Here is a 15,364-nt window from a genome sequence, read left to right on the forward strand (position 1 = left end):
CGCGTCGAGTGCCGGACGTCTTAGCCACGACACGCCCGTTTCATCGAATCTGAGGAGAGCACCCCGTTCCGAGGGCCGCGACGGGCCGGCGTACCGTTGTCGGCATTCCGCGGCGAGGGCGGGTTGTTCGTCGAGCCCGCCGTCATCGACGTGGTCGACCCCTTCGGGGCCGCCCCTCGTCGCGCGCTGACATCCGCAGTACGAGGAGAGAGATCCACCGTGGCCCAGTCCAAGATCGCCGCCGAGACCCGGACCGAGTTCGGCAAGGGCGCCGCGCGCCGCACCCGCAACGCGGGCAAGATCCCCGCCGTCCTCTACGGGCACGGGACCGACCCGCAGCACCTGTCGCTGCCGTCGCTGGAGTTCGCCGCCGTCGTCCGTGAGCAGGGCCGCAACGCGATCCTCGAGCTGGACATCGCGGGCACCCAGTCGCTGGCGCTGACCAAGACGGTCGTGTTCCACCCGATCCGCCCGTACATCGAGCACGTCGACCTCCTCGTGATCAAGAAGGGCGAGAAGGTCGTCGTCGAGATCACGGTCATCGTCGAGGGCGAGGCCGCGCCGGGCACCCTGGTCACCCAGGAGCTCAACACGGTCGAGGTCGAGGCGGACGCGCTCAACATCCCCGAGAACGTCGTCGTCTCCGTCGAGGGCGCCGAGGTCGGCACCCAGTTCCTCGCGGGCCAGCTGCCGCTGCCCGAGGGCACCGAGCTGCGGACCGACCCCGAGTACCTCGTGGTGAACGTCGTCGCCGCCCCGACCGCCGCGGACCTCGAGGCCGAGATCGACACCGAGGGTGCCGGCGTGGTCGAGGACGCCCCGGAGAGCGCCACGGACGAGGCCGAGACCTCGGCCGAGGGCTCCGCCTCCGAGAGCTGATGGCCGCAGGCACGGCGCTGGTGGTGGGGCTCGGCAACCCCGGGCCCCGCTACGCGGACACCCGACACAACGTGGGGTTCGCCGTCGTCGACCTGCTGGCCGCGCGGATCGGGGCGCGGTTCACCCTGCACAAGCGGTCGAACTCGGAGATCGCCGAGGGTCGGCTCGCGGGCGGGAAGGTCGTGCTGGCCAAGCCGCGCACGTACATGAACGAGTCCGGCGGCCCGGTCGCCGGGCTCGCCCGGTACTTCTCGGTCGGCGCCGAGGACCTCGTCGTCGCCCACGACGACCTGGACCTCGGCTTCGGCGTGGTCCGGGTGAAGCGGGGCGGCGGCGAGGGCGGGCACAACGGGCTCCGCTCGATCAGCCGCTCGCTCGGCACCAAGGACTACCTGCGGCTGCGCTTCGGCATCGGCCGCCCGCCCGGCAGGCAGGACCCGGCGGACTTCGTGCTCAAGAAGTTCTCCGGGACCGAGCAGAAGGAGCTCGACCTCGCGGTCGACCTCGCCGCGGACGCCGTCGAGGCGCTCCTGGCCGACGGCCTCGAACCCACCCAGAACCGCTTCCACGCCCTGTCATGAGCTCGTGAGTGGCGATGGTCGCCCTGGCGACCATCGCCACTCACAGCAGGTCGGCGGTCGCGGCGCGGCGGAGCTTGCCGCTCGGCGTCTTGGGCAGGCTGCCGGGCGGGAGGACCTCCACGCGGGCGGGCCGGGCACCCACCGCGCTCACCACCCGCGAGATCACGTCCTTGCGGATCACGGCGGACTCGTCCGCATCCCCCGCCCGCCGCGACTCGACGACGACGGCGAAGGACTCCCGCCGGTCCCCCGCGGGCAGCCGGACGGCCACGGCGTTCCCGGCCCGCACCCCGTCCGCCTCCGCGGCGGCCCGCTCGATGTCGGTCGGGTAGATGTTGCGACCACCCATGATGATCACGTCCTTGGTGCGCCCGCAGACCACCACCTGCCCGTCCTCGACCAGGTAGCCCTCGTCACCGGTGTCGAACCAGCCGTCGGGGTCCCGGGTGGCGAGCGGCCCGTCGACGGTCAGGTACCCCGGCGTCACCGACTCGCCGCGCAGCTGGATCGAGCCGACCTCGCGGACCCCCACGGTCCGCCCGTCCGCGACGACGCGCGCCTCGATGCCCGGCAGGGGCGGCCCGAGCAGCGGGAACGCCCGACCGGTGCCCGGTTCGGCGCGGCGCCGCGACTCGAGGGCGTCGGCGTCGATCTCGTCCACCGCCAGCCCCGTCTCGACCGGCGCGAACGCCACCCCCAGCGCCGTCTCGGCCATGCCGTAGGCGCAGAGCACCGACTCGGGCCGCAGCCCGAACCGCGCACCGTTCTCGACGAAGGCGCGCACCGCCACCGGGTCCACCGGCTCCGCGCCGTTGAGCGCGATCCGCAGCGTCGACAGGTCCAGGTCGGCGGCCCGGGCGAGCTGCCTGCCGAGCACGGCGTAGGCGAAGTTCGGCGCCGCGGTGACCGTGCCGCCGTGGCGCGAGATCAGCTCGGCCCAGAGCAGCGGGCGGGTCAGGAAGTCCACCGGCGTGACGATCACGCACTCGAGCCCGGTCACCATCGGGACCGTCAGGAACCCGACCATGCCCATGTCGTGGAACAGCGGCAGCCACGAGATCATCACGTCCCGCTCGACGTCCAGCCGGGCGGCCTCGCGCATGGCCGTGATGTTCGCGTGCAGGTTGCGGTGGGTGATCCGCACGGCCTTCGGTTCGGCCGTGGACCCGCTCGTGAGCTGCAGCAGGGCGGTGTCGTCCTCGTCCGCGACGTCGGCGTCCGGGACGAACGGGTCGCCCCCGTCGAGGGAGTCGATGAGCAGGTAGGGGATGCCGCGCTCGTCGAGGACGGGGGCGAGGGCGTCGAACGGGGCGCCGAGCAGCACCGTCGTCGCGTCGATCATGCGGAGCACCGTGACGGTGTCCTCGGCCCAGTGCGCCAGGTCGGTGCGCGCGGTCGGCTGGTGCAGCATCGTGACGCTGCCGCCGACGAGCCAGACGGCCTGGGCGAGCGGCGCGATCGCGGCGGGCTCCCCGGCGAGCACCCCGACCGCCTGCCCGCGCCCGAGCCCGGCGGCCCGCAGCGCCGCGGCCCGGTTCCGGGCCTCGACGTGCACCTCGGCCCAGGTCCGACGGCGCGGCGCGGCGGGCTCACCGGTCGTCATCCCCCGGGTCGTGACGGTGGCGGAGTCCAGCAACGTTGCGAGGAACCGGGACATAAGCCTCACCCTACGTGCGCCGGGCCTCCGGACGGGCGCACCGCGGGAGTACGGTCGGCGCCGTGGCTGCCACCCGTGACCAGATCGCCGCGGCCGTCGAGGCCGTCCTGCCCGCCGCGCGCGCCGACCTCGAGCGTCTCGTCCGGATCCCGAGCATCTGGGCCGATCCCGCGCACGCCGCGGACACCGAGGCCAGTGCCGCCGCGGTCGCCGAGCTGGCGGGCAGGCTGAACCCGGCGTCGGTGCAGATCCTGCGCGCCGAGGGCGGGGCGCCCGCCGTCGTCGCGCAGTGGCCCGCGCCCGAGGGGCAGCCGACGATCCTGCTCTACGCCCACCACGACGTGCAGCCCACGGGCGGGGACGAGCTGTGGACCAGCGCGCCCTTCGAGCCCACCGAGCGGGAGGGTCGGCTCTACGGCCGCGGCGCGGCAGACGACAAGGCGGGCGTGATGACCCACCTCGCCGTGCTGCGCGCCTTCGAGGGCAGGCCCCCGATCGGCGTCACGCTGTTCATCGAGGGCGAGGAGGAGTCCGGTTCGCCGACCCTGCCCGCCCTGCTCCGCGAGCACCACGAGCTCCTCGCCGCGGACGTCATCGTGATCGCGGACGCCGCCAACCCCTCCGTGGACACCCCGGCCCTGACCACCAGCCTGCGCGGCCTGGTGGACGTCGTCGTCGAGGTGAGCCTGTTGGAGCGGCCGCTGCACTCCGGGGTGTTCGGCGGCCCGGTCGGGGACGCGCTCACCGCCCTGACCCACACCCTGGCCAGCCTGCACGACGAGAAGGGCGAGGTCGCCGTCGAGGGCCTGCACGCCAACTCCGGGACGGACGCCGCGGCGATCTCGGTGCCGGAGGAGGAGTTCCGCCGGGAGGCCGGGCTCGTCGAGGGCGCGGAGTTCCTCGGCACCGGCACGCTCGCCGAGCGGACCTGGCACAAGCCCGCGATCGCCGTCCTGGGGATCGACGCGCCCAGCGTCGCCCAGTCCGCGAACGTGCTCCTGCCCCGGGCCCGCGCCATGGTCAGCATGCGGCTGGCGCCGGGCGAGGACACCCTCGCGGCCCGGGAGAAGCTGGCCGCGCACCTGAAGGCGCACACGCCGTGGGGCGCGCAGGTGACGGTCACCCCCGGCTCCGGCGTCGCCGAACCCTTCGCGCTCGACGCGAACGGCGGGTCCTACGACGCGGCCAAGCGCGCCTTCTCCGCGGCCTACGACACCGCGACGGTCGAGATGGGGATCGGCGGGTCGATCCCGTTCATCGCGGAGTTCGCCCGCACCTTCCCGGGGGCCGCGGTGCTGGTCACCGGCGTCGGCGACCCGGCGAGCCGCTGGCACGGGATCGACGAGTCGCTGTCGCTGGCGATGTTCGGCAAGGGCGTGCGCGCGGAGGCCTTCCTCCTCGACGAGCTCACCCGCTGACGACCGTCTGGCGATATATCGTTCGCGATCGGCGCCGGGACCGGGCAGACTGGGGCGGTGCGGATCGGCGTGCTGGGCCCGGTCGCGGCGTGGGATCCGTCGGGGGCGGACGTCGCGCCCGCGGGGCTGCGCCTGCGCGGGCTGCTGGCCCGGCTCGCGCTCGCCCCCGGCCGCACGGTGACCGCGCAGACCCTGGTCGACGACCTCTGGGGTGACGAGCCTGCGAGCGCGAACGCCCTGCAGGCCCTGGTCTCCCGGCTGCGCCGCGCACTCGGACCCGAGCTCGTCGCGACCGTCCCCGGCGGCTACCGCCTGGAGCTGCCCGCCGCCGAGATCGACGCCGTCCGCGCCGACCGGCGGCTGGCCGAGGCCGAGGCCGAACCCGACGCGGAGACCGCCCGCGAGCTGGTGGGGCAGGCCCTGGCGTTGTGGCGGGGGCCCGCGCTCGCGGACGTGCGCAGGCTGCCGTTCGCGCAGGCCGCCGCCGACCGGCTGGACGAGAAGCGGGCCGCCGCCGTCGAACGCGCGGCCGGGTTGGACCTGCGCCTCGGCGCCCCCGCCGCCGGCATCGACCCGCTCAGCGCCCTGCTCGAGGAGCACCCGCTGCGGGAGAGCGCGGCCGCCGCGCTCGCCAGGGCGTTGCACGCCACCGGGCGCCAGGCGGACGCGCTCGCCGTGCTGGACCGCACCCGGTCGCTGCTCGCGGACGAGCTCGGCGTGGACCCCGGCCCCGAGCTCGGTGCCGCCCGGATGGACGTGCTCAGGGGCGGGTCCCGCCCCGCGCCGCGGCCGCCGAGCACGGTCCGCGCCGCCGCGCCCGCCCCGCTGACCAGCTTCGTCGGGCGTGCGGCGGACGTGGCCCGGGTCCGTGAGCTGTTGACGACGGCCCGGCTGGTCACCCTCGTCGGGCCCGGCGGGGCGGGCAAGACCCGGCTCGCCCGCGAGGGGGCACCCGGGGCGGCCTTCGCGGAGCTGGCCCCGCTCGGCGGCGGGGAGCAGATCGCGCCGACCGTGCTCGCGGCCGTCGGCAGCCCGGAGCTCGTGCTGCAGCAGGAGCCGAAGCAGGAGGACGCCGTCGAGCGGCTGGTCGCCGCGATCGGCAGGCGCGCGCTCACCCTGGTCCTGGACAACTGCGAGCACCTCGTCGAGGCGGCGGCCCGGCTCGCGAGCACGCTCCTGCAGCGCTGCCCGGCCGTGTGCATCCTGGCGACGAGCCGCGAACCGCTCGGGGTCCCGGGCGAGCGGCTGCACGCCGTCGGGGCGCTGAACCCCGCCGCCGCCGCGCAGCTGTTCCTGGACCGCGGCGCCGCGGTCGGCCGGGCGCCGGCGGCCGACGACCCGGCCATCCCGGAGATCTGCCGCAGGCTCGACGGCCAGCCGCTGCCCATCGAGCTGGCCGCGGCCCGCCTGCGGATGCTCACCCCGAGCGAGATCCTCGCCCGGCTCGACGACCGGTTCCGCCTGCTCACCTCGGGTGCCCGCACGGTCCTGCCCCGCCACCAGACCCTGCGGGCGGTCGTCGACTGGAGCTGGGACCTGCTGGAGGAGCCCGAACGCACCCTCGCCCGCAGGCTCGCGGTCTTCGCGGGCGGCGCGACCGCGGAGGCGATCGACCAGGTGTGCGAGGCGACGGGTCCGAGTCCCGACGTGTTCGACACGTTGGCGGCCCTCGTCGACAAGTCGCTGGTCGTGGCCGTGCCGGGCGAGCCGACCCGCTACCGGATGTTGGAGACGATCCGCGAGTACGCGCGGGAGCGGCTCCGGGCGTCCGGGGAGGAGGCGGCGACCCGGGCGCGGCACGCGGCCTGGGCCGTCGCGCTGGTGGAGCGGGCCGAACCCGAGCTGCGCGGCCGCGACCAGCTGCGCTGGCTCGGCGTGCTGCGCGCGGAGGCGGGCGACATCACCGCCGCGCTGCGCCGCGCCGTGGACACCGGGGACGCCCCGACCGCGTACCGGCTGGTGGCGGGCATGTACTGGGCGTGGCTGGTGCGCGGCGCGACCGAGGAGTCGATGGCCTGGGTGCAGGCCGTGGGGGAACTGCCCGACGCCGACGTGCCGCCGGACGTCCTGGCCCGGGTCATCGCGTTCCGCGGGGTCCAGGCACTGGGCCGCGGCCGGATGGCCGACGCGTTCGCGCTCGCCGAGCGGGCGACCACCCTCGCGGCGGACGTCTCGCCGCCGCGACACCCCGTCCTCGACCTGACCGGGCCCGTCACCGCCGCCTTCGAGGCCCACGAGGAGGGTCTGCTGCGCGAGATCAGCACCACGCACCCCGATCCGTGGCTGCGCGCCTTCTGCCTGCAGATCCGGGCGACGCTCGCCGAGAACGAGGGCCTCATCGAGCTCGAACGCGAGCTGGTGCGCGCGGCACACGCCCTGTTCACCCAGGTCGGCGACCGGTTCGGGCTCGGCATGACGCTGACCACGCTGGGCGAGCTGGAGGCCCTCGCGGGGAACGCCGCGGCCGCCGCGAGCGCCTTCGAGGAGGCCATCGCACTCGCCACCGAGCTGGCGAACGACGACGACCTGCCCCAGTTCCTCGTCCGCCGCGGCGGCCTCGCGGCCCGCTCCGGGGACCACGCACTGGCCCGCAAGCTCTACACCGAGGCGGTGGAGCGGATCGAGGTCTCGGAGTTCGGAGCGCCCGAGTTGTTGCAGGTGGCGCTCGCCGAGCTGGACCGCTTCGAGGGCGACCTGGTCTCGGCGCGGGCCCGGCTGGCCGACATCGACCTCGTGCCCGGTGGGCTCGCCATCGCCCAACGCACCGCGCACCTGTTCCTGCAGCGCGGGCTCGTCGAGCTCGCGGCGGGCGACCCGGACCGGGCCGCGGAGCTGCTGCGCGCCGCGGTCGACGCCGCGGACGAGAGCCGGGACGGGCCCGTGGTCGGCGCGGTCGCCGAGGCGGTGGCCCAGCTCGCGGCGGCCCGCGGGGACGTCGAGGGTGCGGCCCGGGCCCTGGGCGTCGCCGAGGCCCGACGCGGGGCGGTGGACCTCGGCGACCCGGCGGTCGTCGCGTTGCTGCCGGGGTTGGACGCGACCCTGCGCCGAGAGGCCGCTTGCCTCCCGGCGCAGGACGGGATCGCGCTGCTCAGGTCCGCCTGCGGTACAGGAACACCGCGAGCGGGGCGAACACCAGCGTGATCGCGGCGGCCCAGATCAGGGCCGTCCCGGCCGGTCCGGCGACCGGGCCGCCGAGCAGCAGCCCGCGGGCGGCGTCGGCGGTCTTGGACACCGGGTTGACCTCCACCCACGCCTGCAGCCAGCCGGGCATGGTCGAGGCGGGCACGAAGACGTTGGAGCCGAAGGTCAGCGGCAGCGAGATCATCGCGCCGATGCCCTGCACCGAGCGCGGCTCCTTCACCACCATGGCCAGCGCGGTGAACACCCAGCAGAGCGCGAACGCGAAGGCCATGACCAGCGCCAGCGCGGCCACGATCGCCAGCGGCCCGGCCTCGGTGCGGAAGCCGAGGATCGCACCGAAGACCAGCATGATCACGCCGGAGGTGGCGTAGCGGGTGATGTCCGCGGTGATCGCCCCCAGCAGCGGGGCGGAGCGCGGGATCGGCAGGCTGCGGAAGCGGTCGAAGATGCCGGTCTTCAGGTCGTCGGCGAGCGCGGTGCCGGTGCCCGCGGACGCGAAGATCACCGTCTGGACGAGCACGCCGGGCAGCGCGAACTGCAGGTAGGTGCTGGTGTCGCCGGCGATCGCGCCGCCGAAGACGTAGACGAACAGCAGCAGGAAGATGACCGGCTGGAGGGTGACGTCCAGCAGGGCCTCCGGCGAGTGGATCGTCTTGACGATCCCCCGCCAGGCCAGGGTCATGGCGTGGCGCAGCGGCCCGTGCCGGGCTCCGGTGCGTGGTGCGGGTTCTCGGACGGGGGTGGGGGCGATCGCGGTGGCGGTCATGCCGCGGCCTCCTCTTCTTCGGTGTCGTCGGCGCCGTGGCCGGTGAGGGTGAGGAACACGTCGTCGAGGCTGGGCAGGCGCAGCCCCAGCTCGGCGATCGGCACGTCCAGCCGGTCGCCCACGGCACGCAGCAGCTCCGGGGAACCGGCGACGGTCACCTCGCCGGTCGGGTCGATCGCCGGGGCCTCGCTCGTCAGCTCGGCGAGCACCGTCGCGACGGCGGGGAGGTCCGTGCGGTGCAGTGGCCGCACGTGCAGCAGCTGTCCGCCGACCTCGGCCTTCAGGGACGCGGGCGTGCCGGTCGCGATGACCCGGCCCCGGTCGAGCACCACGAGGTCCTCGGCCAGCTGGTCGGCCTCCTCCAGGTACTGGGTGGTGAGCAGCACGGTGGTGCCCTCGGCGGCCAGCGCGCGGACCTGGTCCCACACCTCGTTGCGGTGGCGGGGGTCCAGCCCGGTCGTGGGCTCGTCGAGGAACAGCACGGCGGGGCGGCCGACGAGGCTCGCGGCCAGGTCGAGGCGGCGACGCATGCCTCCGGAGTAGGTCTTGACCCGGCGCTTCGCGGCGTCGGCCAGGCCGAAGCGCTCCACCAGCTCGGCGGAGCGCGCGCGGGCGTCCCGGCGGGAGAAGTCGAGCAGGCGGGCGATCATCGTGAGGTTCTCGAGCCCGGTGAGGGAGTCGTCGACCGCGGCGTACTGGCCGGTCAGCCCGACGAGCGGGCGGACCGCGGCGGCCTCGGCGACGACGTCGTGCCCGAGGACGGTCGCCCGGCCGCCGTCGGGCCGGAGCAGGGTGGACAGGATGCGGACGGTGGTGGTCTTGCCGGACCCGTTGGGGCCCAGCAGGCCGAGCACCGACCCGGGCCGGACGGCCAGGTCGATGCCCGCCAGCGCGGTGGTGGCGCCGAAGGACTTGCGCAGCCCTTCCACGCTAATGACGGAGTCGTTCATGGCGGCCACTCTGCGCGCCACCGCTGACACGCCCCTGCCGGCGCCCTGACACGCGCCCGCAGTGTGGAGCCACAACTGTCAGAGGGAGCGCCCGACGCGACAGTGGTGGCTCCAGAATGCGTCAGGCCTCGGCGCGCTCCGCCGCGTCCAGCCAGTCCTGCTCGACCTGTTCGACCTCGGCGTCGACCTGCTTGAGCTCGGTGGACAGCTCCACCAGCTGCTGCGGGTCCGTCGCCGCCGCGGCGAGCAGCGCGTGCAGCTGCTCCTGGCGCTTGCTGAGCTGCGTCATCCGGCGTTCGAGGCGCTGGGCCTCCTTGCGGGCGGCGCGCTGGTCCGCGGCGCTGGTGGGCGCCTTGGGGGCGGCCCCGACCTGCGGGGCGCTGGTGTCGGTGCCCTGCGCGGCCCGGCGGCGCAGGTACTCCTCGATCCCGCCCGGCAGGTGCGTGATCCGCCCGTCGCCGAACAGCGCGACGACCGTGTCGCACACCCGCTCGGTCAGGTACCGGTCGTGGCTGACCACGACCAGCGTGCCCGGCCAGCCGTCGAGCAGGTCCTCGAGGTTGGTCAGGGTGTCGACGTCGAGGTCGTTGGTCGGCTCGTCGAGCAGCAGGACGTTCGGCTCGGCCATGAGCAGCCGGGTCAGCTGCAGCCGCCGCCGCTCGCCGCCGGAGAGCCGCCCCACCGGCGTCCACTGCCGGGCGGGCGGGAAGCCCAACCGCTCGGCGACCTGGGACGCGGTCATCTCCTCCTTGCCGAAGCGCACGTACTTGGCGACGGCCTCGACCGCCTCCAGCACCCGCATGTCCTTGGGCAGGTCGACCAGGTCCTGGGTCAGCTGGGCGAGCTGCACCGTGCTGCCCTGGATGCGCTTCCCCCCGTCGAGCGGGCGCTCGCCGGTCAGGGCCTTGAGCAGGGTGGTCTTGCCGGAGCCGTTCACCCCGACGATGCCGATCCGGTCCCCCGGCCCGAGCCGCCAGGTCTGGTGGTCCAGCAGCGTGCGGTCGGCGATCCGGACGGTCGCGTCCTCGAGCTCCAGCACGGTGCGACCCAGCCGGTTCGTGGCGAAGCCCAGCAGCTCGACGGTGTTCCGCGGCGGCGGCACGTCCGCGATCAGCGCCTCGGCGGCCTCGATCCGGTACCGGGGCTTCGACGTCCGGGCGGGCGGGCCGCGCCGCAGCCACGCCAGCTCCTTGCGGGCGAGGTTGCGCCTGCGGGCCTCCGCCGCGTCCGCCTGCTTGGTGCGCTCGGCCCGGGCGTAGACCCAGTCCTGGTAGCCGCCGAGGTAGCTCTCCACCCGCCCGTTCGCGACCTCCCAGGTCCGGGTGCAGACGGCGTCGAGGAACCAGCGGTCGTGCGTCACGACCACGACCCCGCAGCGCCGGGAGAGCAGGTGCTCGGCCAGCCAGGTGACGCCCTCGATGTCGAGGTGGTTGGTCGGCTCGTCGAGCACCACGAGGTCCGGCTCGCCGAGCAGGGCCCTGGCCAGCGCGACCCGGCGCTTCTCGCCACCGGACAGCCCGTCCGTCGGCCGTTCCAGGTCGCGGATGCCGAGCCCGCCGAGCACGTCCCGCGCCTTCGCGTCCGAGGCCCACTCGTGGTCGGCCCCGTAGTGGGCGAGCACGATGTCCCGCACCGTGGAGCCGGGCGCGAAGTCGTCCCCCTGCGTGAGGTAGGCCAGCTTCAGGCCGCCGAGCCGGGAGACCCGGCCCGCGTCCGGCGCGCGGCGCCCGGAGAGCACCTCCAGCAGGGTGGTCTTGCCGCCGCCGTTGAGGCCGACGACACCGACGCGCTCGCCGCGCTCCACGCCGAGGGACACCGCGTCCAGCAGGACGCGGGAGGCGTCCCCCGGGACGTGGGCGGTGACGTTCTCCAGGTTGACGAGGTTCTGTCCTGCCATCTCACGCTCTCGCCGGGGGCCATTGTTGGGGGGAGTCGTCCACGACCCGCGCCCCCGGGACGGGTCCGTGGGCGACGCGGACGGTGCGGCACACGCCGACGCCCGCCAGCTCGGCGGCCACCTCGACGGCGGACTCCGCGTCCGGGCACAGGAAGGCGCAGGTGGGGCCGCTGCCGGAGACGATCCCGGCCAGCGCGCCCGCGTTCACCCCGGCGCGCAGGGTGCGGCGCAGGTCCGGGGCCAGGCTCACCGCGGCGGCCTGCAGGTCGTTGCCCAGCGACAGCGCCAGGGCGCGCGGGTCGCCCTGGGCGAGCGCGGTCAGCACCGGCTCGACGGGGCGGTCCGGCGGTTCGGCCGCGCCGCGCAGCCGGTCCAGCTCGCCGAACACGGTCGGGGTGGAGAGCCCGCGGCGGGCCAGCGCGATCACCCAGTGCAGCGGGTGCCGGGACAGCACCGGGACGATCCGCTCGCCCCGGCCGGTGCCGAGCGCGGTGCCGCCGTGCAGCGCGAACGTGACGTCACTGCCCAGCTGGGCGGCCATCTCGCTGAGCTCGTCCCGGGAGAGGTCGAGCCGCCACAGCGCGGACAGCGCGACGAGGGTGCCCGCCGCGTCCGCGCTGCCGCCCGCCATGCCGCCCGCGACCGGGATGCCCTTGCGCAGCACCACCCGCACCGCGGGGTCCCGGCCGGAGTGCTTGGCGAGCAGGTCGACGGCGCGCCAGGCCAGGTTGGTGTCGTCCACCGGGACCTCGGACACGCCCTCGCCGTGGACCTCGAGGCCGGGTTCGTCGCTGTGCGCGACCGCCACCTCGTCGAACAGGCTCACCGCGTGGAACACGGTGACCAGGTCGTGGAAGCCGTCCGCGCGCACGCCGCCGACCGCGAGATGCAGGTTGACCTTCGCGGGCACCCGGACGGTGACCGGCGAGCGGACGGCGGAGAACACCACCCAACCCTACTGACCGCGATCGGGGCGCAGGCTCACGGTGAACGAGAGCACAGCGACGAGCCCGACGAGCAGGACCCCCGCGGGCAGCAGCAGCGCCTCCGCCATCGCCGTGGTGAACGGGCCGTGCAGGGCAGGCGGGAGCGCGGCGACGCTCTCGCCCCGCGGTGCGCCACCGACGCCGAGGTGGGCCGCGATCCGGGACTCCATGAACACCGCGATCCCCGCGCTGCCCAGCACCGCGCCGACCTGCCGGGTGGTGTTGTACACCCCGGCCCCCGCGCCCGCCTGCCGCAGCGGCAGGTTGCGGTTGGCCGTGGTGGCCACCGGCCCCCAGACGAACGCGTTGCCCACGCCGAGCAGCCCGATCGGCAGCAGCAGGTGCCAGATCGCGACACCCGGCTCCATGACCAGCGCCAACCACCCCAGCGACGCGGCCCAGGCGAGCATCCCGAACCCGGCGATCCAGCGCGGGTGCGCGCGGTCGGTGAGCCGCCCGACGAACGGCGCGAGCGCCCCGGACAGCACGGCCATGGGGATCAGCAGCAGGGCCGAGCGCGTCGGCGAGAGCCCCAGCACGCCCTGGGCGTAGAAGAAGAGCGGGAAGGTCATCGCGATCACCGCGAAGCCGACCGTGGTGATGGCGATGTTGGCCAACGTGAAGTTCCGGTCCCGGAACAGCGACAACGACATCAGCGGCTCGCCCCGGTTCCGGGACTGCCACCACACGAACACCGCCAGCACGGCGAGCCCGGACAGGATCATGCCCCAGATCCCGGGCGCCCAGTCGTTGCTCTGGCCCTCCTGGATCCCGAACACCAGCAGGAACATCCCGAGCGCACTCAGTGCCACGCCGAGCAGGTCGAAGCGGTGCACGCTGGTGGGCAGCTCCGGGACCAGCCGCAGCGCGAGGACGACCGCGACCGCACCCACCGGCACGTTGATGAAGAAGATCCACTCCCAACCGAGCCCGTCGACCAGGACGCCGCCGAGGATCGGGCCGACCAGCGTGGCGACGCCCGCCACCGCGCCCCAGAGGCTCATCGCCCGGCCGCGCTGGTCCGGCGGGAAGGTGCGGGTGATCACCGCCATGGTCTGCGGGGTCATCATCGAGGCGCCGAGCCCCTGGAACACCCGCGCGACGACGAGCCACGCGATCGAACCGGTGAGCCCGCACCACAGCGAGGCCAGGGTGAACAGGACCAGGCCCACCAGGTAGACGCGCCGGGGCCCGAACCGGTCCCCCAGCCGCCCGGTGATGAGCAGCGGCACGGCGTAGGCCAGCAGGAAGGAGCTGGTCACCCAGACCACGCCGTCGACGCTCGCGCCGAGCTCGGCCTGGATCGCGGGCGTGGCCACCGTGACGATCGTGGAGTCCACGAGGATCATGAAGAAGCCCACCACCAGCGCCCACAGCGCGGGCCACGGGCTGCGCTCCTCCGCGACCTGCGGACTGCTCTCGGTGACGGCCATGGCTCCCCCTGCGTTCGTGGTGCGGCGCAAGCGTAGGCGCCACCCCCGACAGTCGCGCGCCGATGGACACGGCTACGGCTGGGCGGCGATCCTCGCGAACGCCTCGACGTCGAGGGTCTCGGCCCGGGCCATGGGGTCGACGCCCGCCGCCCGCAGGCGCTGCTCGGCCGCGGCGGCACTGCCCGCCCAGCCGGCCAGCGCCGGGCGCAGGGCCTTGCGGCGCTGCGCGAACGCGGCGTCGACCAGCGCGAACACCGCCGCGCGGTCCCCGGGCGGGGGCTCGCGACGGGTGAAGGCGAGCAGCCCGGAGTCGACGTTCGGCACCGGCCAGAACACCGCGCGCGGCACCGGACCGGCCTTGCGCGCCGCCGCGAACCAGGCCAGCTTCACGCTCGGGACGCCGTAGATCTTCGATCCCGGCCCGGCGGCCAGCCGGTCGACGACCTCCTGCTGCACCATGACCAGGCCCTTCTCCAGGCTCGGCAGGGCCGTGAGCAGGTGGAGCAGGACGGGGACGCCGACGTTGTAGGGCAGGTTCGCGACGACGGCCGTGGGTGCGGGGTCCAGGCGCTCGACCTTCATGGCGTCGAGGTTGGTCACGGTCAGCCGGTCGGCCAGCGGCGCGGCGAACTCGGCCACCGTGCCCGGCAGGGCGGCGGCCAGCGCCGGGTCGATCTCTACCGCGTGCACGTGGCGCGCGGCGGGGAGCAGCGCCAGGGTCAGCGAGCCGAGCCCGGGACCGACCTCCACCACCACGTCCTCCGGGGTGAGGGTCGCGGCCTTCACGATGCGCCGCACCGTGTTCGGGTCGTGGACGAAGTTCTGGCCCAGCCGTTTGGTCGGGCGGATCCCGAACCGCTCGGCGAGCGCGCGCACCTCGGCCGGGCCCAGCAGCCGGGAGGTGGCGGGGTCGGTCACGCCGGTCATTCTCCGGGATCGCCCCGCGGGGCGGCCGCGGCGGGGTGGAGTTCCCGGCGCAGGCTTAATACAGTCGCATCATGACCGACCTCCCGGCCGTGGTGTTCGACTTCGGCGGTGTGATCACCGCGTCCCCCTTCGAGGCCTTCGCGCGGATCGAGGCCGAGCGCGGCCTGCCGAAGGACCTGGTGCGGCGCATCAACTCCACCGACCCGGACACGAACGCCTGGGCGCGGTTCGAGCGCGCCGAGATCACCGCGGAGGAGTTCGACGTCGAGTTCGCCGCCGAGGCCCGCGCGCTCGGCCACGACCTGCCGGGCAGCGTGGTGCTGGCGGTGCTCTCGGGGGCCGTCCGGCCGCGGATGGTCGCGGCGCTGGACCTGCTCGCGGAGCGCGGGTACCGGCTGGGCTGCATCACCAACAACGTCCCGGCGGGCCACGGCGCGCAGATGTCCCGCTCGGCCGAGCACGCCGCCGAGATCGCCGCGATCATGGCCCGGTTCGCCTGCGTGATCGAGAGCAGCAAGGTCGGGCTGCGCAAGCCGGACCCGGCGATCTACGAGCTGGCCTGCGCGACGCTCGGGGTGCGCCCCGAGGACTGCGTCTACCTCGACGACCTGGGCATCAACTGCAAGCCCGCGGCCGCGCTGGGCATGCGGGCGATCAAGGTGACGGGCGAGGACCAGGCCCTGCGCGACCTCGGCGCGGCACTGGGCCTCACCTTCCCCTGAACTGCGG

General features: G+C 74.8%; 12 protein-coding genes. 5 read left to right on the forward strand and 7 right to left on the reverse strand.

Going from position 1 to position 15,364, the window contains the following annotated elements:
* Nucleotides 1-219: 219 nt before the first annotated feature.
* A complete protein-coding gene (locus tag L3X23_RS21165; RefSeq protein WP_237193918.1) occupies nucleotides 220-879 on the forward strand; it encodes a 50S ribosomal protein L25/general stress protein Ctc in 660 nt (219 codons plus the stop codon).
* Complete coding sequence (gene pth / locus L3X23_RS21170) at nucleotides 879-1,460, forward strand: aminoacyl-tRNA hydrolase (RefSeq protein WP_093084899.1); 582 nt, start codon at nucleotides 879-881, stop codon at nucleotides 1,458-1,460. The genes L3X23_RS21165 and pth overlap by 1 nt, the downstream gene beginning before the upstream one ends.
* A 40-nt stretch (nucleotides 1,461-1,500) precedes the next feature.
* Here pth and L3X23_RS21175 read toward each other — a convergent pair whose 3' ends face one another.
* Nucleotides 1,501-3,117, reverse strand: coding sequence for a fatty acyl-AMP ligase (locus L3X23_RS21175; protein WP_237193920.1), 1,617 nt, complete (start codon nucleotides 3,115-3,117; stop codon nucleotides 1,501-1,503).
* A 62-nt stretch (nucleotides 3,118-3,179) separates the two neighbouring features.
* Here L3X23_RS21175 and L3X23_RS21180 point away from each other — a divergent pair, with 62 nt between their 5' ends.
* Together L3X23_RS21180 and L3X23_RS21185 are read left to right on the forward strand one after the other, a co-directional pair.
* Nucleotides 3,180-4,535 carry a dipeptidase gene (locus L3X23_RS21180; RefSeq protein WP_237193921.1) on the forward strand — a complete coding sequence of 452 codons (1,356 nt, stop codon included), beginning with the start codon at nucleotides 3,180-3,182 and terminating at the stop codon, nucleotides 4,533-4,535.
* Nucleotides 4,536-4,592: 57 nt separating this feature from the next.
* Nucleotides 4,593-7,676: a BTAD domain-containing putative transcriptional regulator gene (locus L3X23_RS21185; RefSeq protein WP_237193924.1), complete on the forward strand. Its 3,084-nt coding sequence runs from the start codon at nucleotides 4,593-4,595 to the stop codon at nucleotides 7,674-7,676.
* Here L3X23_RS21185 and L3X23_RS21190 read toward each other — a convergent pair.
* The 6 genes from L3X23_RS21190 to rsmA form a co-directional block, all read right to left on the reverse strand.
* Entirely contained in the window at nucleotides 7,624-8,442 is an 819-nt protein-coding gene (locus L3X23_RS21190) for an ABC transporter permease (RefSeq protein WP_093084890.1), read from the reverse strand. The genes L3X23_RS21185 and L3X23_RS21190 overlap by 53 nt on opposite strands.
* On the reverse strand, nucleotides 8,439-9,392 hold the full coding sequence (locus L3X23_RS21195; RefSeq protein ID WP_237193926.1) for an ATP-binding cassette domain-containing protein: 954 nt from the start codon (nucleotides 9,390-9,392) through the stop codon (nucleotides 8,439-8,441). The genes L3X23_RS21190 and L3X23_RS21195 overlap by 4 nt, the downstream gene beginning before the upstream one ends.
* A gap of 121 nt (nucleotides 9,393-9,513) precedes the next feature.
* On the reverse strand, nucleotides 9,514-11,289 hold the full coding sequence (locus L3X23_RS21200) for an ABC-F family ATP-binding cassette domain-containing protein (protein WP_237193928.1): 1,776 nt from the start codon (nucleotides 11,287-11,289) through the stop codon (nucleotides 9,514-9,516).
* 1 nt (nucleotide 11,290) lies between these two features.
* Nucleotides 11,291-12,235 (reverse strand): 4-(cytidine 5'-diphospho)-2-C-methyl-D-erythritol kinase, encoded by a 945-nt coding sequence (locus tag L3X23_RS21205; protein ID WP_093085057.1) that lies wholly within the window; start codon nucleotides 12,233-12,235, stop codon nucleotides 11,291-11,293.
* Between the two features lie 9 nt (nucleotides 12,236-12,244).
* Nucleotides 12,245-13,708, reverse strand: coding sequence for a DHA2 family efflux MFS transporter permease subunit (locus L3X23_RS21210; protein WP_237193930.1), 1,464 nt, complete (start codon nucleotides 13,706-13,708; stop codon nucleotides 12,245-12,247).
* A gap of 72 nt (nucleotides 13,709-13,780) precedes the next feature.
* Nucleotides 13,781-14,635, reverse strand: a complete 855-nt coding sequence (rsmA, locus tag L3X23_RS21215; protein WP_374204884.1) for a 16S rRNA (adenine(1518)-N(6)/adenine(1519)-N(6))-dimethyltransferase RsmA — start codon at nucleotides 14,633-14,635, stop codon at nucleotides 13,781-13,783.
* Nucleotides 14,636-14,706: 71 nt separating this feature from the next.
* Here rsmA and L3X23_RS21220 point away from each other — a divergent pair, with 71 nt between their 5' ends.
* Nucleotides 14,707-15,357, forward strand: coding sequence for an HAD-IA family hydrolase (locus tag L3X23_RS21220; protein ID WP_237193934.1), 651 nt, complete (start codon nucleotides 14,707-14,709; stop codon nucleotides 15,355-15,357).
* The last annotated feature ends 7 nt before the right edge of the window (nucleotides 15,358-15,364 follow it).

The organism is Pseudonocardia sp. WMMC193, from assembly GCF_021728735.1.
GTDB classification, from domain to species: Bacteria; Actinomycetota; Actinomycetes; order Mycobacteriales; family Pseudonocardiaceae; genus Pseudonocardia; species Pseudonocardia oroxyli.

Excerpts from the sequence above, each read along its gene's own strand:
- L3X23_RS21200 (WP_237193928.1), bottom strand. The coding sequence starts at position 11,289 with ATGGCAGGACAGAACCTCGTCAACCTGGAGAACGTCACCGCCCACGTC.
- L3X23_RS21175 (WP_237193920.1), bottom strand. The coding sequence starts at position 3,117 with ATGTCCCGGTTCCTCGCAACGTTGCTGGACTCCGCCACCGTCACGACC.
- rsmA (WP_374204884.1), bottom strand. The coding sequence starts at position 14,635 with ATGACCGGCGTGACCGACCCCGCCACCTCCCGGCTGCTGGGCCCGGCC.
- L3X23_RS21210 (WP_237193930.1), bottom strand. The coding sequence starts at position 13,708 with ATGGCCGTCACCGAGAGCAGTCCGCAGGTCGCGGAGGAGCGCAGCCCG.
- L3X23_RS21195 (WP_237193926.1), bottom strand. The coding sequence starts at position 9,392 with ATGAACGACTCCGTCATTAGCGTGGAAGGGCTGCGCAAGTCCTTCGGC.
- pth (WP_093084899.1), top strand. The coding sequence starts at position 879 with ATGGCCGCAGGCACGGCGCTGGTGGTGGGGCTCGGCAACCCCGGGCCC.
- L3X23_RS21220 (WP_237193934.1), top strand. The coding sequence starts at position 14,707 with ATGACCGACCTCCCGGCCGTGGTGTTCGACTTCGGCGGTGTGATCACC.
- L3X23_RS21190 (WP_093084890.1), bottom strand. The coding sequence starts at position 8,442 with ATGACCGCCACCGCGATCGCCCCCACCCCCGTCCGAGAACCCGCACCA.